The organism is Acinetobacter sp. YH12128 (assembly GCF_013418655.1).
GTDB lineage: Bacteria > Pseudomonadota > Gammaproteobacteria > Pseudomonadales > Moraxellaceae > Acinetobacter > Acinetobacter amyesii.
Map to the genome: position 1 here is coordinate 186519 of NZ_VPBO01000002.1, position 19724 is coordinate 206242.

Genomic DNA, 19724 nt, shown 5'->3' on the forward strand with positions numbered 1-19724 from the left:
TCGAATTCATACCATCATAGAAAAAGCCCAATGCTGTGTAGAACAACATTGGGCTTTTTTATTTGTGGTATACAGTCTTAATTTGATGTTGTTGGTTGTTCTGCATTTTTTAATTTGCGATCGAAAATAAACGGGCCAAAAGGCAAAATTGATGCAATTAAGCCCATTAGAAATATGCTAAGCGCCCATTTTTGCTTTTCACAGACCACAAATAGCACCACCAAGAAGGCAATAAATAAGACGCCATGTCCCATACCGACGTATTTGACCAATATTGGATTATCCATCAGGTATTTCATTGGCATAGCAATGAACAACAATAATAAAAAGGAGATGCCTTCGAGTAGGCCCACAAAGCGTAAGGTCTTGATATTCATGCGAAGTCTAAATTCAAAGTGATTTCAGTCTTGAGTGTACCTGAAAGCACAGCAGGAACGAAGCGTTCCTGTTGAAATAATTGATTCGCATATTGAATCTAAGTAAATGTTTTTAAAGTTAATTCTGATTCATCTACTCGGATTAATCCTCTAGATCCGCTAAGGCGTCTTCAATCGAACCCTGATCAAATTCATAGTTACAGCCGAATAAAATCATCGGGCTTTTTCCGGTCATTTCAGACAGGCTTAGTTTGTGATTGATGGCATGCAGATCATCTGTTTCAGCTTCCGTACGTAGGATTTTTTCACCACGCAAAAATGGCATATTGGCAAACATTGGATGCTGCTCAATGCCATATTTTTGGGCAAGTTTTTTCACATCGGCTTGTCGATAGATCGCGAATACTGCATTGGAAGACAAGCCAATCTCTTGGGTTGGCATGCCAAAAAATTCAACAGGCTGCTTATTTTTATAGATATAAATAAACGGTTGATGTGGGTCATCATGGCGTTTCCAGCCCAATTGCCCCAGAGCCTTTTCATAATCGAGCAAAGTGTTATGGTAGGTGTCGTAATCGGCCTGACATTCCAAAATACGCTTCAAATCTTGTGCTGTCGGTGCTGCAAAAACAGAAGACGCAGCTAAACATGAGGTCGCCACAATCGTAGGTAATATGAGGCGTCTAAAACCTAAACTAAGCATTTTCATCATGAGTCTCGAATGATTTTATTTAATTTCCGCCTGAATCAGCTGTGTTCGAAGCTGAATCAGTTCGGCTAATGTTTCTAATAATAAACTGATTTGCTTGAGCACCAGTTGTAGGTGATTAGACCGCATTTCTTCAGTGCTGAGTGTTTTAATTTCAAAGAGTTTTTGCTGAATTTTCTCAGGGTTGAGCGGTTTTTGCTGAATTAAGACCTCGTCTAAGGTGCTTTGACACCATTGCAGCAGTTCAAGGACCTGTTGGTCTTGTACCTGTTCACGGTGGCTCCCCAACGCAGAAATATAACTAAGTTGACTATGGCTATAGACCAAATAGCGAAATGCGTGTTGTATTAAGTTCTGGTCAGGATCAGGTTCAGTACTTAAACTAGAAATCATGCTCGACAGTTCAGTTTGAGCATTATGGGCTGAACGACGGGCACGGCGATAATCAATGCTATTGGTTTTTCCATGGAGATATTGCTCAACCACGGCATCAAAATAATGCAGGGTCGCAGCAGAGCTTTTTTGAATGGTCTTGGAAATATTGCGAAAGTCCCAATCTGGCCAGATGACATTCACCGCGAACCATGCAATAAAACAGCCGAGTAGGGTATCAACGATACGCGGTAAAATGACCGCATAACCAGCGCCTTTTAAATTAAAAATCAGCAAGACCATTAAGGTTGCCATGAGGGTCGCCATGGCATATTTTTTGGCACTCAGATAGAAAAAGCACACGCCAAAAATAATCGTCAGTAGTAATTGACCTTCGACACTAGGCACAAAATACAAAATAGGAATGCCAAGTAAGACCCCTAATATGGTTCCCAAAGTCCGCATTTTTAAACGACTTTTGGTCGCAAAATAACGCATCTGACAGACAAATAAACTGGTCAATAATATCCAGTAGCCATTTTTGGCAAAGGGCAAGAGGGAAATGGCATAGCCCATAGCAAAGACAAAAGCGATGCGAACAGCATGGCGAAATAAGGCAGATTCTGGACTCAAATGCTGTTTCAGTTTGAGCCATAAATCGTGCAAACCGTGAATATCGTCATCGAGTAAATTGAGGTTGTCGATATGCTGCTGATAGGCCTGTTGCTGTGAATGATCTAAATCCTGCACATGCGAAAAGCGTTCTTGCACACTGTCCAAATTACTCAAGATCAGCTGTAGATTTTTCACTTCTATATTTTGCGGATTATTGGCCATCCACTCCTGCAAAGAGGCATGCAAATGTGCCAGTGCTTGCGCAGTAATCGGATCAGGCTGATAGGGCTGTCGATGCAAAATGCAGTAGGCCAACTGTTGGCAAGCCTGCGCTTGTAATCGAATATTTTTTTGAAAACGGAAAATTAAATCGGTACGGCTAAAATTTTGATGAATTTGTTCATAGTGTAAATAATTCGCACTGGCCTGTTCGTGAATATCTTGTGCCAAGAAATATAAATTCAGCCAGTAGATGGTGTTTTTATTGGCTCTTGAGGCTTTTAAACGAGTGAGTAAAGAAGCTTTGGTGGTGTTTAAACTCGGGATGACATCACTGTTTTTGAGTGATAATTTATACAGTAAATGTTCCACATTATTGACATTATCTGGGTCAAATAAACGTGCTTTTGCATTGAGTACTTCGGCGATTTGTAAAAAACAACGTGAAAGATTGTCTTGTACAGGTAGGGTGGGTTTAATCAGGTAAAAGAGAATCGAGGTGAAGCCATACCATAAGGCCCCTAGAACAAAGCAACTGGGTTGAAAATACCACGAGTCATATTCGCCCAAGCCAAACATGGTGTAGATCGACAGTAAAATCGTGCCAAAAGATATCGTGGCATAGCGTTGCCCCAAAGCCCCCAATAAAATAAATCCTGCACTGGACAGTGAAAGATACAAGATAAACAGCAGCTTATAAGGATAGAGAAAATCTAAAATACTACTGACACTAAAGAAGAGTACGCAGACATAGAGCAAATTACGTAGTCGGATGCTGAGTCGGTCATCAAAGTCCGTGAGCGCGGTAGCAATCGCACCTAAGGTGACGGGAACAATAAAACTATGAAAACCGAGAAAATATAATCCGAGCGTGGTGCCACTCAAAACAATACAAATTTGCAGGCAATACATAATGATTGCACTGGATTGAAACTGTTGAAACCAAGAGAGTCGCGTGTTCACAGAGTTCTGTAGTATTCGAATGATTTTGTAAATTAGACTGAGCTTTTTTCTGTGAACTGTCAATTTTTATTCAATAGAAAAGCGGACTTAAAGTCCGCTTGTTCAAATCTATATGCAAGGTCGATTATTGAATCACACCACAGGCAATACGGTCACCGCCACCGCCTAGAGGTTTAGGGTCGTCAGAGTAATTATCACCACCGGCATGGACCATGATGGCTAAGCCTTGTACATCCGCCAATTTCAAACGCGGTGCAATTAAATTCACTTTTGCTGTGCCATCCGTTTGAACTTGAAGGATCGGTAAGTCACCCATGTGACCGGTTAACGGTGTACCGTGGTGAGGTGCAGCTTTAGGGTTAAAGTGACCACCCGCAGCGAGTGCCGCACCCGCTTTTCCATCTTTTTCAGCTGGGGCACAAGAGCCTTTTTCATGAATATGGAAACCGTGTGGACCCGGAGGAAGCTGGGTTAAATTGGTATGAATAACCAAGCCAGCAGGGCTATCAACCAAGTTAATTTGACCGATGCTTTGACCAATACCTTGAGCAGTCACGGCATTGACCGTCACGGTTTTTGCATTCAGACCTGTTGAAGTCGAGGTACTCGCACAGCCTGTAAACATCAGGGCACTGACCGCAGCAAGCGCACCGAATTTAAATAGTGAAGACATGTTTGGCATCCTGTCTGTTTTTATGGAGTTTCAACCATTGAAACAGATGCGGATACAGGATGACAGATAATTTAAGTATTTGATTGTAATATTTGTTTAATGAATTCAAGCCTGAATTAAGGTTGTTCAGGCTTATCATCCATATTGTCTAAGTTATGTGCCAATGTTGCTTTGGGCATCATGACGGGTTCAATTTGGGTTTCATGCAACCATTCACGCCAAATGGCTAACAATACAGCTAAGATCACTGGCCCGATAAATAAACCAACAAGACCGAAACTGGCGATCCCACCTAAAACACCAAACATGATTAATAAGAATGGAATCTGGGTTGCCCCTGAAATCACTAAAGGACGAATCACGTTATCGGCTGTACTCACGATACATACACCCCAAGCCATGACGCCAATGGCTTCAATGGTTTGACCTTGTGAAAATAACCACAACGACACAGCGGTATATGAAATTGGTGGGCCAAACGGAATCAGTGCCAACATGAAGGTAATGATGGTTAATAACATCGGGTTAGGCACATCGGCAACAAAATAGCTGAGACCGGCAAGTAAAGCTTGGGCAATGGCGGTGAGACCGATGCCATACACGACGGCACGTGTAGTATCCGAAATAGTGGCAAGATAATGATGAATACGTGGCCCAATGACCATTTCGAGGGCTTTACTGACCTGACTTAAAATGGTTTGACCATCACGATAGAAGAAAAATAAAGACATCACGGCAAAACACAGCTTAAAGATATTTTTACTGACTTCGCCGACCAAAACTTTACCGTAGTTCAAATGCCCCTGAATCCAAATTTGTACCGATTGAATAATACTGTTCGGGTCATTGTTCAGCTCATGCAGGGTACGACTGACTTCTTTACCAATAAACGGCAGTTGGCGAATAAAATCAGGCACATTGACATGACCAGAGAAAACTTGCTTTTGTAATTCAAAATACAAGTTACGGCCTTCATGTTGTAGCAAGAAGATCGCAAAAATCACCGGCAGACCCACCACGAGCACCACCAGTAAGATCATCAGCGCCGCACTTAGATTTGCACGATTGCCACAAAAACGATGCACCGATTGATACAGCGGCCAAGTCATATAGGCAATAATCGCTGCCCAAACAACGGGCACAATAAAGTATTTGAGTACGCTAAAGCTCAAAAAAATCAGGATAAAAAATAATCCGAACAATAAGACTTTTTGTAATGTAGGTGCGAACGTTGGCAATGCGTGCTCTGATTTTTTCATCATGTTGTGTTCAATCTTAACCGAAAAAAAAGCTCCCGAAAACGAGAGCTTGTTAACTTATGGTGAATATCTTTCAGGCTAGATCCTTGCAAGATTGGCCTTTATATCAACAAAATGTGGAATGATGGGTTAAAACCACTCGGCTTCGTCTTCAATAATGGCATTGAGCACAGGTTGCCATTGTTGTTGCATACCGAGGTACAATTTTTGCGTTTTGTCAAAAACCGAAAGACCTTGCATGGCAAGTTGACCATAAGCGGTACGTTCAGAAATCCAAGCAACGGGCTGCTGTTCAACTTTATTGAAAAAATCTTGAATTTCTTTGGAATGAGCAGAATTGGGTTTGACACGATTGGCCAACAATAGGATTTGGACTTTACCTTTACGAATCCGTTTAATTTCTTGCAAATGCTTTAAAAAACGACGGGTCGAGTCTATGTCGAAGAAAGACGGTTGTAGCGGGGTAATGATGGCATGAGCTTCACTGACCAACTGATCTGCATGTTCACCCGATAACGCACCTGGAGCATCGATAATTAGATATTCAATCCCTTTCGGCACATCACCAATCGACTTTTCATGACGCCAATCTAGGCTCTGAATTGGGGCGGCAGTCTCTGGGCGTTGTTTGAGCCATTGACGTGCAGACTTTTGATTGTCAGCATCTGCCAAGGCCACTTTATAACCTTTTTGCGCAAGTGCAGAGGCTAAACTGATTGCTGTGATGGTTTTGCCACAACCACCTTTTTGATTGGCAATTAATATCGTTTTCATCGACCTAAATAGATTTTATTCTGCTCATCCCTAGCATATCATTGTTTAATGCGGAGAATATGACAAAGAACCAAAGTCTAAGTTTTTCCTATAGGTTTCGCTGTAATATATTAAAAAGATTAGGAATTTTAAATGTCTGTCTGGATGGCCATGCTCATTGGCGCGTGTATTGGGATTGTACTGACCACCTTAATTTTAAGTGGCAGTCGCAATGGAAGGATTAAGGCAGAATACGAGCAATATATTGCAGAACTAGAATTGGAACATCAGCAGGCCTTGGCCCATGCACAAAAACGCAGTGTAAATACCAGTCGTGCTGTTTTAAAAGGCAAAATGGCCGAACAAATGGCGCCGATCATGCCCGAATTTCAATATTTACCTAGCGATGCAAAGTTTCTCGGTGACCCGATCGATTATGTGGTTTTTGATGGCTATACCGACTTTCGTGATGGTGATGGACTCGCTGAAGACATCGAAGTGGTGCTGATTGATATTAAAAGTGGTGGCGCACGTTTGACCAAAGGGCAACAAGCGATTGCTCAAGCCATTGCCGAAGGGCGAGTGCGTTTTGAAACTATCCGAATTGATTTTGAGCATATTTAAGCTCGCGTGACTCAGCCTCAGAACAGTTGAAAAGTAATAAGGACAGAATATCCACATGGAAAAACTCTTAGCGACTGCAGCCGTTTTTGCGCTCATGCTGTGGATATGGTCTGAATATTTTCGTGCCATTCCACATTTAGAGCAGACTGGTGTGCTGAAAAATTTTCAGGTCACAGCGACTCAGGCATTTTCCGGTGAATATTTGCTGTTGGATAAACACTACTACAGTGCGAGTAGTCGTACATTACATCCGGCAGCACCGACCGTGGTGGGTGGCTTTCAAGACATGGCCTATGTCAGCAATATTGATCTGCTACTGAGTTCAGGCGCAAATGATTTCCAGTCTTTAAAATATCATCTTGAATGGTCGCAGCAGAACCGCTGTTTTAACGTACAAGCGAAAGATGTGCCCTCGACACAAATTGAACAGCTCAACTCCGAATTGCAAAATGTCAGTGTGATTGCTCAATCCGAAGACGTCGCAAATCGTATTCGGCGTTTGAAATCAGGGGATCGTGTGGAGATTTTGGGTGAATGGGTGGATGTGCATTCCACCAAAACAGGGAAGTCGTATAGCACCTTTAATGTGTTGAATAAAAAGCCCTGTCATATCCTAAAAATTAATGCCATTCGATTAATCAAAGACTAGGTACTTTTAACTAGATTTGATTTTGCTTAAACATGGCCTTGGAAGCTTTAACTCAACTTCCGTGTGCGGGCGAGCAACATGCGCTGTCCAATTTTTGGAATGCCTTCAGCATCAAAATACTGCGTTTCAAAACATTCAAACTGGGCATCTTCAAGCAACTTTTGCATATTACGATCCAGATGACAGCCATCCGCGACTTTCTTTTGAATGGGCGTCAATAAGTGTTGTAACTGCTTAATTTTCCCATTTTCATTGTGTTGTACATGCTCAACCAAATGAAATGTTCCTGTTGGTTTAAGGACACGGTAGATTTCTTCAAGCGCAGTTTCAATATCGGCAATGCTGCATAAGGTCCATGTACTCACGACATGATCTAGACTTTCATCTGCAAAGGGTAATTTTTCAGCACCGGCTAAAATATGCTGTACCTCAAAGGGTGCCGCATGTACACGTTCAGCAGCTAAATGAAAAATATCAGGATTGGGCTCAAGGGCAAAAACCGTATCGACATTTTGATAAAACGCTAAATTCAAACCTGTACCAAAGCCAATTTCGAGTACCTCACCAGACACGGCTAACAGGAGTTCGCGTCGTTTATCCATCAGGCTCGGCACTTGCATGACTTGATTTAAAAGGTGCGGAAAAATGTGTTGTTGATAAAATTTATAAATCATAGCGAGTATTTTTGTTGGCTTTTTTTAAAGTGTAAATCATGTCTTTTTAATTTTAAATCATGTGGTGGGACGTGGATATGGGCCAATTGACTGAATAACAGCATTTTGTTACCAAGTTCATAAGGTTTATGCAGACTGTGTGCGTAATATAGAGTTACAACTAGTGAAAACGACATTCATCAGGCTCAACCTACGCGATTTTAAGCTCATGTTCAGGTTGGGGCATTATGTATAGATGAAGTCGGCTCAATTGCAGAATGAAAATTGAGTAATGTGAAGTATTACAGGGTAAGAGGATAACGCGATGATCAAGCGAATTGCATTAAGTACTGTGCTTGCAGGCTTTTTATTGAATGTCGGTGTCCAAGCGTCTTCAGATTATAATATTGCCAAAGGCTTAGCACCTGTTGCCAAAGGCCAGTCGATTTCTACCTTGAAAGAATTTAAAGGTGATTTCCGAATTTTAGGTTCAAAAACCTATCAAACAGATGAACAAGCAAAATTTTCTCCGATCGATTATGCGGTCAGTTGGGGTTTATTTGCAGAGCCAGAAATAGCTCGTACGATTTCAGTCAATCAATATGACCGTTTCTTAAATTGGAAAATGGATCGCGTTCCTGTACCGCAAAAGCAAGCCATGATGATGGTGTCTAATATGCACATCATTCCTGCAAACCCGCAAATTGCGAAACAAATTACTCAAGTAAAACGTGGTGATCTTGTGCGTTTAAAAGGGGATTTGGTTGAGGTGAAAGACAAAGATTTGGTTTGGACTTCATCTTTGACCCCAACAGATACGGGTGATGGGGCTTGTGAGGTTTTTCGTGTCAGTTCCATTCAGTGGATTGAAAAAGTCAAAGGCTAAATTTCGATTGCATCGAGATCGTATTTGAAATCGGTGTGCATTAGATGCAAGGTAAAATAATTTGATGATGAAAATGACGATCAAGAAAAAGCTTATTTTGAGTCTAATGATGGCGAGTGGTTTGGCGCTTGGTGGATGTAACAGTATGAGTTCAACTGTAGATGGGAAAACCCATGTATTTACTGAACAGCAAAGTTGTCCGACCTTGCTTGAGATGGATCGTGGACAGACTTTGGAAGTACTGTTAAACGAAAATCCAAGTACTGGTTATGTATGGGCTTTGGCTGAGCAACCGAAACTTTTTAAAGTTGAAGAAGTGTTTCAGTCAGCGCAACAACAAGCTGCTGCAGATGCGACACCAGTGCTTGGTGCCGGTGGTCAAAAGACCTATCGTTTTACTGCAACAATTGCAGGTGAGGAATTTCTACATTTGAAGCATGCACGGGCTTGGGAAAAAAACGCGATGGCTGAATGGACTTGTAGAGTTCGAGTGTCTTGATTTGAACCGATGATGAACGATAAAAAAGCCAGTATTTGTACTGGCTTTTTTATTGCAGACGAACTGATTTAGAACGTCTGCTTAAGCATTATTTCGCGCTGAGCGCTTGACCGTCAAATTGAATACCTTCCCAACCATTTTGCATAAATTGGCGAATGTTTTGGTGGTCAGTTGCGTCTGGTGTTGCCAATACAGCAGCATAATGTTCAGCAAAAAGACTTAAGGTTTCAGCTTGGTTTAGACCATTCAATTGGGCAAAAGAAAATACTTTGGCACTGCCTTGGTTTTCAGTCGCTGCATTGGCTTGTTTGCCATTGGTAAAAGCAGTTGGTGTGTGGTTATAACGCGCTTCAATAAATGCAATCACATCTGAAAATTTCGCAGTCCCTGCTTGAAGTTGATCTAATAATTCCTGAGCCATAATGTCCTCTTTCAATAAAAAATACCGCAAAGTGTTGCAGACTATAGCAAGCTTTGGCCCAAACATTTAACACTATTTGCGTAAATTAAATGCGTGTATATTGAAGGGCGACCTTAGGCAGTCTGTTGCCTAAATTGTAGATACCAATGATGTTGAAGTAGGACAACTATGAACTGGCTTTTGGTCGCATGTGGCGGCGCAATTGGGGCAACACTTCGCTATGCAGCAGGACTGTTATTGGCCAAGCCAACAGTACTCTTTCCTTGGGCAACATGGTGGGTGAATATTTTAGGTTGCTTTTGTGCAGGTGTGTTCTTTGCATTTAGCCAAAAATATCCCGTTCTACAAAATGAAGCACGCTTATTGCTTATGGTTGGGATCTTAGGTGGCTTTACCACCTTTTCCAGTTTCGGCTTAGAAACCTTTCAACTGCTTAGACAAGGGCAAAGTGGGCTAGCATTCAGTTATGCTATTTCCAGTGTGGTGATTGGCGTCATCGTATTGGGACTGGGATATTACTTATTTCAGTCGATTTTAAAAATAGATGTTTAAAACAACGCTTGAAATCCACAAAATTTCAGACATAAAAAAAAGAAGCTCAGGCTGGAGGAGGGGAACCTTGAACTTCTTCAATGCTTTAATTTTAAAAGCAAAAACTTAATCGAGACTGAACTTATTGTGAGCGTTTGAAACGTGCAAAGCGTTTATTAAAGTTCGCAATACGTCCTTCATTATTTACTTGACGTTGTTCACCTGTATAAAAAGGGTGTGATGCACTTGAGATATCGAGCGTCACATATGGATAGGTCTTGCCTTCAAACTCTTTGGTTTGATTGGTGCTTAAGGTACTGCCAATGACAAAAAAGGCATTGGCATTGGTGTCATGAAAGAGCACTTCACGGTATTCGGGATGGATGTTGGCACGCATTCTTCTGTTCCTTAAATTTATTGATTAAAGAAATGTTATAACATAACAATTAAAAATGCAAATATTGCCCGAAATTCATCGGGCAATCATCAGCGCTTTACGCTCCCTTAAGCGCTAGGTGGGACCAACTCATCAAAAAGATCATTGAGATTGTCATTCACTTTCAAATGAATCAAATTCCAATAATGCCCTGAAACAGTCCGGTTCACCATCAGGGTGTCTGGCGACGGTTTAAACACATCCCAGTATTTAAGAGATGGCTTAATTAATTCTACCCCGTCATGGTGTGCTGAGTTTTCAGCAAAGTCGTATTGTGTGGTCAGCGGACGCATCAGTACTTCAAGCCATTGCTCATACAACTCCGTAGGGAATTTACCGAGTTCATTGAGGGAATGTAGGGCATCGAGTTGCTGTTCCATCAGTGGAATATCGTGCTTGCGTGCAGCATTAATCAATTGCTTAAAGTGCGACACGATTTCAGGAGACAGGGTTTTCACACCGCCGTAGTCATATACGATGACTGAACCATCTTCACGAAAGGCGAAGTTGCCCGGATGCGGGTCACAGTGGAAACGTTTAAGGAAGAAAATTTCACGGCCAATGGCACGGAATAACCGTCTTCCCAAGGCATTTCGGGTTTCTTGTGACCATGTGCTGGCAGTTTCTATACTGTCGCCAAGCTCTAGGCTTAAAGTCAATATATGACGTGAAGAATAATCTTTATAGACCTGTGGAATGATGATTTTGTCATCCAGCGCACTATGAAACGCACGGGCCACATCTAAGTTTTGTGCTTCAATTTCATAGTTTAGTTCATTATCCAAACTGTCCTGAATTTCACGAAATAGCTTGTCTTGTAACTTCCGATCAATTTTCAATACGCCCATCAGACGAAGTGCAAGCCGAACTTGTTTTAAGTCACTGTCACAGGCTTCTTCGACACCCGGATATTGGACTTTCACTACAACCTGCTGACCATTAGGTAACACGGCTTTATGCACCTGCCCAATGGATGCAGCGGCAAAAGGTTGTTCTTCAAAACTTTTAAAAATTTGCGCGAGGGGTTTGCCGAGTTCTTGTTCTACTTGAGCCTTAATTTCAGCAAAAGGCATGGCTGGCGCTTGGCGTTGTAATTTACTGATCGCTTTTGCGACTTCAGGTGGAAAAATGTCTTTGTACTGCGAGGCAATTTGTCCGACTTTCATCACCGCACCCTTCATTTCACCCAAAGTGTCTGCAATTTGCAGACCGATGTCCTGAAAAAGTTTACTGCGAGATGCATTTTTCTGTTCTTCATCGGCAGTGATATTGCGGATGGAATTGGAAACGGTTTTAGTAGCAATGCTTGCCGTCATACTGGCAAGTTTCATAAAGCGACGACCCGGTGTGCTAGCCGTTTTTGCCATGTGATGTTCCTCAAGATCATCATTTATTATCTATTACCGATCATAGGCGACAAAACACAAACTGCCTACTTTAAATTGTTAAGACTTTATTTGCATTGATAAAATGATGGGCAAAAATGTAAATACTGAAAATAATTCAGGCAAATTTAAGCCACGCGCTGAATGGTTTAAAATATCGCGTCGCTAGAAGAGAACTGAACGATGAAAGTGTATCGCTATTTAACCGGTAAAGATGATGTCAATTTCTGTGCCCGTGTGACCAAAGCTTTAAATGAAGGCTATGAATTGTATGGCTCACCAACCATGAGTTTTAATGGGACAGAGGTGATTGTCGGGCAGGCGATCGTGAAAGACGTAGAAGACGACAGCCAAGTGCCACAAGGTTTAAAAAATGCCATCGAGGCGCTTAATTAGTTGGTTTTGGTGCTTTGCTTGCTTCACTGATGTTATGCATGTAAAAGTATTTACGCATTAAAAAAAAGATTTTCAATTCTATTCTTTAGAGTCTTTCATCTAGGGATTGAATAAAGGGATTAGCCTTCAGCTGGAGGTATTCTTACGAAACGTTGTTTCTCATTCGGCAAAATGAGAAGCGTGCCTCGCAAGGAAACCATCTTGCGGTGCAATCACCTCACCGACAAAACTCGTTCACTAGCGTCTAATTATTTAAGTATCGCAAAAACATTTTTGATTAGAACTAGTCCTGTCTCAAACAATTGCAGATGACATTTTCGTGTATCGTTCTTTTTTTGAATCAAATTGAGCAACTGATGTTATTCCGTAATATCAGTTGCTTCAGTTTTTTCGAGTTCTAAATGTGGACTGAGATATTTACTGCATTGGTTATGGTGTAAATTTTCATTCAAGGTGATAAGGTTTTGCGTCACGATAAAATCCTGATCATCCGCAGAGACAAACTTTTGATTGGCCTTGATGAAGTCCTGATAGGTGTATGCCATACCAGTCTGCTGACAACTTAATTTTAAACGTGTGGTATATGAGTCCGCTTGTTGTTCATGATAAAAGCGAAAGGCTGTCCAAAGTGCTTGATTGATGTAATCAAATTCGGGTTGTGATTGGACTTTGATGGGTGCGTGATACAAAGGAAATTCATGTCGGTTGATCGTTTGTTCAGCTTGTAGTGACATGGAAAAGCTCAAGCTCAGACAGAGACTGATCGAGCGAAATACATGGGACATGTTTATTTTCCTCTTCTTCGTGCTTTTTTATTTATGGCGTTGCTATACAGGGTGTTAATTTGCATTAATCTTCTGCATAGCGTAGCCGTATTTTTAAGTAACTTTTTAGATGATTTTTTAGGGCTTATCCCGCATGTGCTAAACGTTTATTCATCATAAATAAACGTGTAAGTAGCAGTATACATGCGACAGTCAGACCCACAATCAGGCCAATCCAAACGCCTGCAGCACCAGTCGTAGTGAAGCGTGCAAGATAGATCCCGACAGGGAAGGCAATGATCCAATACGCGATCATAGTGATCCACATCGGTCCTTTGGTGTCTTGCATACCGCGTAAGCACCCTGCGGCACTGACTTGCCATGCATCCATCAACTGATAGGCAATAGCGAACAAGACCAAGTACACGGCAAGCTGAGTCACATCATAGTCATTGGTATAGAGTGACACAATTTCATTACGTAAAAGCCAAAGCAGCAGCATGGTAATTAGGGCAAATACCGTCCCTGTCAACATACCGACTTTCTGGACTTTTCGCATAGCTAGCCAGTTTTTTTCCCCATAATAGGTACCGACCCGAATGGTCAGCGCAATCGCTAGTGACATTGGAATCATAAACAATTGCGAGGTAATCGAAATGGCGACTTGATGCGCTGCAATGGTAACTTCGCCTAAGGGACTCAACACAATAGCGGCTGTACTAAAAATACTGACTTCAAAGAAAATAGCTAAGCCAATGGGAAAGCCAAGTTTTAAAATACGTTTGATCCATTCACTGTTCATTTTTTCAAAAGCAGCGAAAGGTTGGGTCTTTTGATAGGCCGATCCTTTGAAAACGTACATCGCCAAAGCAAAGAACATCAACCATTGCAAAATCGCGGTGGCAAAACCACATCCTGCAGAACCTAATTCAGGGACTGGGCCTAAACCATACATAAAAATAAAGTTCAGTGGAATTAACACCAATAAGGCCAATAGACTCAGCACAGTGACTGGACGCGGATGCCCCAATGCTTCTGAGTAACCACGTAAAGCTGCGTACATGGTGACAGCAGGCATACCTAAACTAATCGCATGTAGAAATAAACTGGCTTTGGGAAGCAAGGCCTCAGGTACACCAAGTACAGGAAGTAAAAGCGGCATTGCCTGTAAAACCAGTGCAGCGATAATGCCAAGAAACAACGCAACCCACAAAGACTGACGGGCGATGGTGGCAATTTTTTCAGGCGTCCGAGCACCATTGGCTTCGGCAACCAATGGGGTGGTGGCAATCATAATGCCGCTGAACAGCAGCATGACTGGTATCCATAAGCCGACCCCGACCGCAATGGCTGCAAGGTCATTGGCGGACATGTGTCCAGCCATGATGGTATCAATGAGACCAAATCCCGCTTGCGCAAACTGCGTGATCAATATCGGGATCATTAAATGAAACAGTTGTTTTAATTCATACTTGCTGCTTGTTACAGCCGTGACAATAGACACAGAATGTACTCATTTCTTGTGAGGTGCTTAGGAATGAGGTCTTAGCGTTGGAAAGTGAGAAGCACACCAATAAAAATCACCACGCCACCCAATAAGCGTTGCCAGTTAATCGGGGTTTTTTCAGTGCCGAGCAAGCCAAAATGGTCAATTACCATCGACATTAAGATCTGTCCAAAAATAATCAGACCGGAGAGGGATAAAAAACCCAGTTTCGGTGCGGTATAAATACTGATACTGATGGCATAAACACCCAAACATCCCCCCAGCCATAAATACCAAGGGATTTGAGCAAAACTTGCAAAGTCCGGTTTTTCGACCGATTGAAAAAACACCATAAAGGCGAGGACTATTGTACCAACCAAAAAAGAAAAAAGGGCAGCTTGCAGCGGTGAATATAAATATTCACGCAATTGGCTGTTGATCGCTGTTTGAATGGTCATGGCGATACCAACACCCATCGCGAGCGGCAGTAAGTACAATAAATGGCTGCTTATTTTCATCTTGTTATCAGCAAATTCTTTTTTAATATGATCAGTCTACTGTATTCAATCAGAGTTTTCACAAGCACTCTGATGCAGTCATGTTAAAATACGCAGCATTCTTCAACGCATTTTGAGCAATCTCCTTGGCTGAATTAAATCCTGCACTCGTTCCTTTGTCTTTATACATTCACATGCCGTGGTGTGTGCGTAAATGTCCATACTGTGACTTTAATTCGCATGCGGTGCCGAATGGTGAATTGTCTTTGGACTTAGAACAAGAATATTTACAGGCGTTGGTTGAAGACTTTAAAACCCAAGTCGATTTTGCTCAGGGTCGCCTGATTCATAGTTTATTTATTGGTGGCGGTACACCATCATTGATTTCTGCCCAAGGCTATCAATGGTTATTTGCTCAGCTCAAAGCGTTGCTACCGTTTGAAGCGGACTGTGAAATTACCTTGGAAGCCAATCCGGGCACGGTTGAGCACGATCCTTTTGCTGGTTATTTAGATGCAGGGATTAATCGTCTATCTATCGGTGTGCAAAGTTTTAATACCGACCAGCTGAAAAAGCTGGGGCGGATTCACTCGAATGATGATGCGATTTCTGCCATTCAGCATGCAAAAGAGGCGGGTTTTGAACGGGTAAATGTCGACTTGATGCATGGCCTGCCTGAACAAACCATTGAGCAAGCGCTTTTGGATTTGAAATTGGCTGTGGAAAATGGCGCAACGCATGTGTCGTGGTATCAGTTGACCATTGAACCCAATACGGTTTTCTTCCGCACAAAACCGATTTTACCTGTCGATGATGTGCTTGAAGATATTCAAGAACAGGGCGAAGCCTATTTAACAGCGCAAGGCTTTATCAATTATGAAGTATCTGCATGGCGTAAAGAAAAGCCGTCGGCACATAATTTAAATTATTGGCAGTTTGGCGATTATTTGGCGATTGGCGCAGGCGCACATGGCAAAGTGACCATGCCAGACGGGGTGTATCGTTTCCAAAAAACCCGATTGCCGAAAGACTATTTAGCCAAAGTACCTGCTGAACATCTTCAGTTTAAGCGCATCGAAGCAGCCGACATGCCTTTTGAATTTATGATGAATGCACTTCGTTTAAATCATGGGGTGGAAGCCAAGCTATATAGCGAGCGTACAGGGGAAAGTTTAGAGCCGATTGCCGAGTTATTGAACTCATTACGTGAACGTAAATTGATGGTCAGTGATCCAACACTTTTGTCTTGTACCGAGCAGGGACATATCTTTTTAAATTCAGTATTGGAAGAATTCCTGTAATGAAAGCTATGTCAAACTTGTTTTAAAATTTGAGCGACAAGTAATTTTTCATATTCCGAATGTAATTTGCAGAATGTGTATGAAATTATTCAGTTGATAATTGAATTTACATGGCATAAAGGAACTTCAGAAAATGAAATATATTTTAACTGCGACGTTATTAACTATAGCTTTGGTGGGTTGCACCGATAAAAAAGCACCATCAGAACAAAATGTTGCAACAGAGGCAACGACCGCAACTGCACAAACAAACGATGTTGCAGTATCTCAAGATGAGCAAGTGATTCACTTTACAGGGCCACAAGATCTTAGCCTTGAGTTAAAAACCAAAGATAATTTTGAAACCGCACAATTGACTGATAATTCTGATCGTGTGTATGAATTGAAACGAGGAGTTTCAGGAAGTGGTGTACGACTTGCCAACGACCAAGGTGTTTCAATTCACTTTAAGAACTTTAATGGTGTGAATGAAGGCACTGTTGAGTTGGTAAAAGATAAACCCATAGAGATCAAAGAATTTATTGCTGATAAAGCAAAGTAAAGATTAAAAAAGACCGCATGAGCGGTCTTTTTTTAATTTAGCTTAACGATGTTTCGGTGGCATTGGCGGTAATTTATGCTGCGAAACAGGTTTGTGTTGATTGCCTTTAAAAGCTACTGCCTTATGATTTTGTTTGGCAAATTTCGCATGAGCTTGTTGATGTTCTTTTTTCACCATGTGGGGCCAAGCAGATTTGTGATGTGTTGCTTTAGGTGGTACAGGTTTTTTATCGAAGTGTGCAGCAGGTGGTGGATTTTTATGATCGAATGCAGGCGCTGCCATAGCGGACATTGTCGCAGTTGTTGCAATCAGACCAATCATCAATGAAGACATCAATTTTTTCATGGTTACGCTCTCTATGAATCAATGAAGTCATCATAGGGGGAGGCTGTGGAGAAGATATGAAGTTGTATGAGATACAAATGTAAAGCTAAAATTATGGAGTAAAATTCACTTTAAGTATTTAATATTTATTAAATAAAATTATATTTTGGCGATAAAGTATTCTATTTTGGTTGAAAAATACAACAATATTTCTCCATATAAAGTTCATCGTTATACATTGTTGTTACCTCATGAAGAAATTAAGAATGCTGTTCGTTATCCCGATGAATCAAACTTAAAAGAGTAGACATAAAAAAAGACCACCGAAGCGGTCTTTTTGATCTTTCAGCGATTGAAAAACTTAGTAATCAAAACTGAAGTGTTCAGGAGCCAAAGAAGTCATGGTCTTCGATGGGTTAACCATTGCTTCAGCGTGACCTTGTGAGCGTGGTAATAGACGTTCAAAGTAGAAGTCAGCCACTTTGATTTTTGCTTTATAGAACTCAGGAACTTCTGCACCATTGCCTTCTGCTAATTTTTCAGAAGCTACGGCAGCTTGTTGTGCCCAGAAATAAGCCATCATCACGTAGCCAGAGAACATTAAGAAATCGACAGAAGCAGAAGATACGATGTCACGGTCTTTACGTGCTGCAAGCATGATACGAACCGTTAATGCATTCCACTGTGCGCAAAGCTTCGTTAAGTCCCACGCAAAACGACGCATGTATTTGTTACGTGCATGTTGACCACAGAACTTCAAGATTTCAGCTGTGTAGTCACGAATCACTTTACCTTTAGAGGTCAGCAGAACTTTACGACCAATCAAGTCTAGTGCTTGAACACCGGTTGTGCCTTCGTAGAGAGTAGAGATACGTGAGTCACGAACAATTTGTTCCATGCCCCATTCTTTAATATAACCATGACCTCCGTATACTTGCATACCATGGTTTGCAGCTTCATAACCCATTTCGGTTAAGAAACCTTTGAGAATCGGGGTGTAGAAGCCTAAGTGGTCATCATGTGCTTCAAACGCTGCTGTATCACCGCGGGTTAAAGCATCAGTCATTTTGTCCGCAATTTGAGCTGCATAGTAAATCATTGAACGGCCGCCTTCAGCGATCGCTTTTTGAGTTAAAAGCATACGACGTACGTCTGCATGGTGAATAATCACATCGGCTACTTTTTCAGGATCTTTTTTACCTGAAAGTGCGCGCATAGACATACGTTCTTTGGCATATGGAAGAGCGCCTTGGAATGCCAATTCAGCATGTGCAATACCTTGGATCGCTGTACCAATACGTGCAGTGTTCATGAAGGTGAACATTGCGTGTAGGCCTTTGTGTTTTTCACCGATCAAGTAACCAATCGCATTGTCAAAGTTCAACACAGCTGTTGCTGAAGCACGGATCCCCATTTTGTGTTCAATCGAACCACAAGTCACAGGGTTGCGTTCGCCCACTGAACCGTCTGCATTCACAAGGAATTTTGGAACGATGAACAATGAAATGCCTTTGGTGCCCGCAGGTGCATCTGGAAGACGAGCAAGTACGATATGCACGATGTTATCTGTTAAATCATGCTCACCCGCAGAGATGAAGATTTTTGTACCAGAAATTGCATAGCTACCGTCAGCTTGAGGTTCCGCTTTGGTTTTTACCTGACCTAAGTCGGTACCGCATTGAGGTTCAGTTAAGCACATGGTGCCTGACCAAGTTCCAGCAACAAGGTTCGGTAAATATTGGTTTTTCTGTTCTTCTGAACCAAATTGTAGAATGGTGTTGATACAACCTACGCTGAGACCCGGATACATTTGGAATGACCAGTTTGCTGTACCCATCATTTCAGATTTGATGAGATTCAACGACTGTGGCAAGTTTTGACCGCCAAATTCTTCAGGGAAAGACAGACCTTGCCAGCCACCCTGTACAAATTGGTCATAGGCTTCTTTAAACCCTTTTGGTGTTTTCACATCACCATTTTCAAAATGACAGCCTTCTTCATCACCCGTTTGGTTCAAAGGCGAAAGGATGTTTTCACAAAAATCCGCTGCACCTTCTAAAATCATGTCGACAGTGTCTGCATCAGCAGCTTCACCATTAGACAAAGTTTTGTAATGTGCTGGGTAATCGAGCACTTCATTCATTAAGAAACGAATATCGTGTAAAGGCGCTTTATATGCAGGCATAGTCTTAATCCTAATATCTAAATTTTTTTGGATTATCTGTATTGATGATTTGATTATTCATAATTTCATCAAAAAAACATTGATGAATACGCCCTTAAAAAATGTCAGAAAGGCGAATTGTAATATTTAACCAACATGTGAAAAATAAACTTCTGATAGACTGGGTGTTGATCTTTTGATCATTTTTTTCTTTTAATAAATCATAA

At 41.6% G+C, this 19724-nt stretch carries 23 protein-coding genes; 8 read left to right on the plus strand and 15 right to left on the minus strand.

Going from position 1 to position 19724, the window contains the following annotated elements:
* Positions 1-77: 77 nt before the first annotated feature.
* The 6 genes from FTU64_RS02500 to FTU64_RS02525 all read right to left on the minus strand — a co-directional run bounded on the left by FTU64_RS02500 (position 78) and on the right by FTU64_RS02525 (position 5961).
* Complete coding sequence (locus tag FTU64_RS02500) at positions 78-377, minus strand: DUF3817 domain-containing protein (RefSeq protein ID WP_180059156.1); 300 nt, start codon at positions 375-377, stop codon at positions 78-80.
* Positions 378-519: 142 nt separating this feature from the next.
* Positions 520-1089, minus strand: coding sequence for a hypothetical protein (locus FTU64_RS02505; RefSeq protein WP_180059157.1), 570 nt, complete (start codon positions 1087-1089; stop codon positions 520-522).
* Positions 1090-1104: 15 nt separating this feature from the next.
* Positions 1105-3255 (minus strand): YccS family putative transporter, encoded by a 2151-nt coding sequence (gene yccS / locus FTU64_RS02510; RefSeq protein ID WP_373886561.1) that lies wholly within the window; start codon positions 3253-3255, stop codon positions 1105-1107.
* 124 nt (positions 3256-3379) lie between these two features.
* Positions 3380-3928: a superoxide dismutase family protein gene (gene sodC / locus FTU64_RS02515; protein WP_180026077.1), complete on the minus strand. Its 549-nt coding sequence runs from the start codon at positions 3926-3928 to the stop codon at positions 3380-3382.
* A gap of 116 nt (positions 3929-4044) precedes the next feature.
* Positions 4045-5166 carry an AI-2E family transporter gene (locus tag FTU64_RS02520; RefSeq protein WP_180024375.1) on the minus strand — a complete coding sequence of 374 codons (1122 nt, stop codon included), beginning with the start codon at positions 5164-5166 and terminating at the stop codon, positions 4045-4047.
* 150 nt (positions 5167-5316) lie between these two features.
* Complete coding sequence (locus tag FTU64_RS02525) at positions 5317-5961, minus strand: ParA family protein (protein WP_078192493.1); 645 nt, start codon at positions 5959-5961, stop codon at positions 5317-5319.
* A gap of 132 nt (positions 5962-6093) precedes the next feature.
* Between FTU64_RS02525 and FTU64_RS02530 the strand changes: the two genes are divergently transcribed.
* Together FTU64_RS02530 and FTU64_RS02535 are read left to right on the plus strand one after the other, a co-directional pair.
* Entirely contained in the window at positions 6094-6564 is a 471-nt protein-coding gene (locus FTU64_RS02530; protein WP_078192492.1) for a Holliday junction resolvase-like protein, read from the plus strand.
* A 55-nt stretch (positions 6565-6619) separates the two neighbouring features.
* The gene (locus tag FTU64_RS02535; protein ID WP_180059158.1) at positions 6620-7213 is read left to right on the plus strand and encodes a hypothetical protein; all 594 of its coding nucleotides are present in this window, start codon (positions 6620-6622) and stop codon (positions 7211-7213) included.
* A 47-nt stretch (positions 7214-7260) separates the two neighbouring features.
* Here the strand turns inward: FTU64_RS02535 and FTU64_RS02540 are convergent, their stop codons facing one another.
* The gene (locus FTU64_RS02540; protein WP_180059159.1) at positions 7261-7887 is read right to left on the minus strand and encodes a class I SAM-dependent methyltransferase; all 627 of its coding nucleotides are present in this window, start codon (positions 7885-7887) and stop codon (positions 7261-7263) included.
* Between the two features lie 304 nt (positions 7888-8191).
* Here FTU64_RS02540 and FTU64_RS02545 point away from each other — a divergent pair, with 304 nt between their 5' ends.
* Both FTU64_RS02545 and FTU64_RS02550 read left to right on the plus strand, forming a co-directional pair.
* The gene (locus tag FTU64_RS02545) at positions 8192-8752 is read left to right on the plus strand and encodes a hypothetical protein (protein ID WP_111884184.1); all 561 of its coding nucleotides are present in this window, start codon (positions 8192-8194) and stop codon (positions 8750-8752) included.
* Between the two features lie 64 nt (positions 8753-8816).
* Complete coding sequence (locus FTU64_RS02550; RefSeq protein WP_257222178.1) at positions 8817-9251, plus strand: protease inhibitor I42 family protein; 435 nt, start codon at positions 8817-8819, stop codon at positions 9249-9251.
* An 88-nt stretch (positions 9252-9339) separates the two neighbouring features.
* Here the strand turns inward: FTU64_RS02550 and FTU64_RS02555 are convergent, their stop codons facing one another.
* Positions 9340-9672 (minus strand): HopJ type III effector protein, encoded by a 333-nt coding sequence (locus tag FTU64_RS02555; protein WP_078192490.1) that lies wholly within the window; start codon positions 9670-9672, stop codon positions 9340-9342.
* A gap of 168 nt (positions 9673-9840) precedes the next feature.
* Here FTU64_RS02555 and crcB point away from each other — a divergent pair, with 168 nt between their 5' ends.
* Positions 9841-10224 carry a fluoride efflux transporter CrcB gene (crcB, locus tag FTU64_RS02560; RefSeq protein WP_078189322.1) on the plus strand — a complete coding sequence of 128 codons (384 nt, stop codon included), beginning with the start codon at positions 9841-9843 and terminating at the stop codon, positions 10222-10224.
* A 121-nt stretch (positions 10225-10345) separates the two neighbouring features.
* On the opposite strand, the gene FTU64_RS02565 is transcribed toward crcB, so the two are convergent.
* Positions 10346-10600, minus strand: a complete 255-nt coding sequence (locus FTU64_RS02565; RefSeq protein ID WP_078189321.1) for a type B 50S ribosomal protein L31 — start codon at positions 10598-10600, stop codon at positions 10346-10348.
* Positions 10601-10707: 107 nt separating this feature from the next.
* On the minus strand, positions 10708-12006 hold the full coding sequence (locus FTU64_RS02570) for an AarF/ABC1/UbiB kinase family protein (RefSeq protein WP_180059160.1): 1299 nt from the start codon (positions 12004-12006) through the stop codon (positions 10708-10710).
* 201 nt (positions 12007-12207) lie between these two features.
* Here FTU64_RS02570 and FTU64_RS02575 point away from each other — a divergent pair, with 201 nt between their 5' ends.
* Entirely contained in the window at positions 12208-12420 is a 213-nt protein-coding gene (locus FTU64_RS02575) for a DUF1737 domain-containing protein (protein ID WP_180024326.1), read from the plus strand.
* Positions 12421-12779: 359 nt separating this feature from the next.
* On the opposite strand, the gene FTU64_RS02580 is transcribed toward FTU64_RS02575, so the two are convergent.
* From FTU64_RS02580 to FTU64_RS02590, 3 genes are all read right to left on the minus strand, one after another.
* Entirely contained in the window at positions 12780-13205 is a 426-nt protein-coding gene (locus FTU64_RS02580; protein WP_180059161.1) for a hypothetical protein, read from the minus strand.
* Between the two features lie 124 nt (positions 13206-13329).
* Positions 13330-14688 carry an MATE family efflux transporter gene (locus tag FTU64_RS02585; RefSeq protein WP_373886562.1) on the minus strand — a complete coding sequence of 453 codons (1359 nt, stop codon included), beginning with the start codon at positions 14686-14688 and terminating at the stop codon, positions 13330-13332.
* A gap of 41 nt (positions 14689-14729) precedes the next feature.
* Entirely contained in the window at positions 14730-15188 is a 459-nt protein-coding gene (locus tag FTU64_RS02590; RefSeq protein WP_180059162.1) for a DMT family transporter, read from the minus strand.
* 125 nt (positions 15189-15313) lie between these two features.
* On the opposite strand from FTU64_RS02590, the gene hemW reads away from it, so the two are divergent.
* Entirely contained in the window at positions 15314-16468 is a 1155-nt protein-coding gene (gene hemW, locus FTU64_RS02595) for a radical SAM family heme chaperone HemW (RefSeq protein ID WP_180059163.1), read from the plus strand.
* A 133-nt stretch (positions 16469-16601) separates the two neighbouring features.
* Positions 16602-17009: a hypothetical protein gene (locus FTU64_RS02600; RefSeq protein WP_180009514.1), complete on the plus strand. Its 408-nt coding sequence runs from the start codon at positions 16602-16604 to the stop codon at positions 17007-17009.
* A gap of 42 nt (positions 17010-17051) precedes the next feature.
* On the opposite strand, the gene FTU64_RS02605 is transcribed toward FTU64_RS02600, so the two are convergent.
* On the minus strand, positions 17052-17354 hold the full coding sequence (locus tag FTU64_RS02605) for a hypothetical protein (RefSeq protein WP_180059164.1): 303 nt from the start codon (positions 17352-17354) through the stop codon (positions 17052-17054).
* Positions 17355-17694: 340 nt separating this feature from the next.
* Positions 17695-19518 (minus strand): acyl-CoA dehydrogenase C-terminal domain-containing protein, encoded by a 1824-nt coding sequence (locus FTU64_RS02610; RefSeq protein ID WP_180055403.1) that lies wholly within the window; start codon positions 19516-19518, stop codon positions 17695-17697.
* Positions 19519-19724: the final 206 nt, after the last annotated feature.

Coding starts and splice junctions, on each gene's coding strand:
- FTU64_RS02590 (WP_180059162.1), bottom strand. CDS start 15,188: ATGAAAATAAGCAGCCATTTATTGTACTTACTGCCGCTCGCGATGGGT.
- FTU64_RS02570 (WP_180059160.1), bottom strand. CDS start 12,006: ATGGCAAAAACGGCTAGCACACCGGGTCGTCGCTTTATGAAACTTGCC.
- FTU64_RS02580 (WP_180059161.1), bottom strand. CDS start 13,205: ATGTCCCATGTATTTCGCTCGATCAGTCTCTGTCTGAGCTTGAGCTTT.
- FTU64_RS02610 (WP_180055403.1), bottom strand. CDS start 19,518: ATGCCTGCATATAAAGCGCCTTTACACGATATTCGTTTCTTAATGAAT.
- FTU64_RS02550 (WP_257222178.1), top strand. CDS start 8,817: ATGATGAAAATGACGATCAAGAAAAAGCTTATTTTGAGTCTAATGATG.
- FTU64_RS02575 (WP_180024326.1), top strand. CDS start 12,208: ATGAAAGTGTATCGCTATTTAACCGGTAAAGATGATGTCAATTTCTGT.
- FTU64_RS02600 (WP_180009514.1), top strand. CDS start 16,602: ATGAAATATATTTTAACTGCGACGTTATTAACTATAGCTTTGGTGGGT.
- crcB (WP_078189322.1), top strand. CDS start 9,841: ATGAACTGGCTTTTGGTCGCATGTGGCGGCGCAATTGGGGCAACACTT.
- FTU64_RS02565 (WP_078189321.1), bottom strand. CDS start 10,600: ATGCGTGCCAACATCCATCCCGAATACCGTGAAGTGCTCTTTCATGAC.
- FTU64_RS02545 (WP_111884184.1), top strand. CDS start 8,192: ATGATCAAGCGAATTGCATTAAGTACTGTGCTTGCAGGCTTTTTATTG.
- FTU64_RS02540 (WP_180059159.1), bottom strand. CDS start 7,887: ATGATTTATAAATTTTATCAACAACACATTTTTCCGCACCTTTTAAAT.
- FTU64_RS02530 (WP_078192492.1), top strand. CDS start 6,094: ATGTCTGTCTGGATGGCCATGCTCATTGGCGCGTGTATTGGGATTGTA.
- sodC (WP_180026077.1), bottom strand. CDS start 3,928: ATGTCTTCACTATTTAAATTCGGTGCGCTTGCTGCGGTCAGTGCCCTG.
- FTU64_RS02525 (WP_078192493.1), bottom strand. CDS start 5,961: ATGAAAACGATATTAATTGCCAATCAAAAAGGTGGTTGTGGCAAAACC.
- FTU64_RS02605 (WP_180059164.1), bottom strand. CDS start 17,354: ATGAAAAAATTGATGTCTTCATTGATGATTGGTCTGATTGCAACAACT.
- FTU64_RS02500 (WP_180059156.1), bottom strand. CDS start 377: ATGAATATCAAGACCTTACGCTTTGTGGGCCTACTCGAAGGCATCTCC.
- FTU64_RS02535 (WP_180059158.1), top strand. CDS start 6,620: ATGGAAAAACTCTTAGCGACTGCAGCCGTTTTTGCGCTCATGCTGTGG.
- FTU64_RS02505 (WP_180059157.1), bottom strand. CDS start 1,089: ATGATGAAAATGCTTAGTTTAGGTTTTAGACGCCTCATATTACCTACG.
- FTU64_RS02555 (WP_078192490.1), bottom strand. CDS start 9,672: ATGGCTCAGGAATTATTAGATCAACTTCAAGCAGGGACTGCGAAATTT.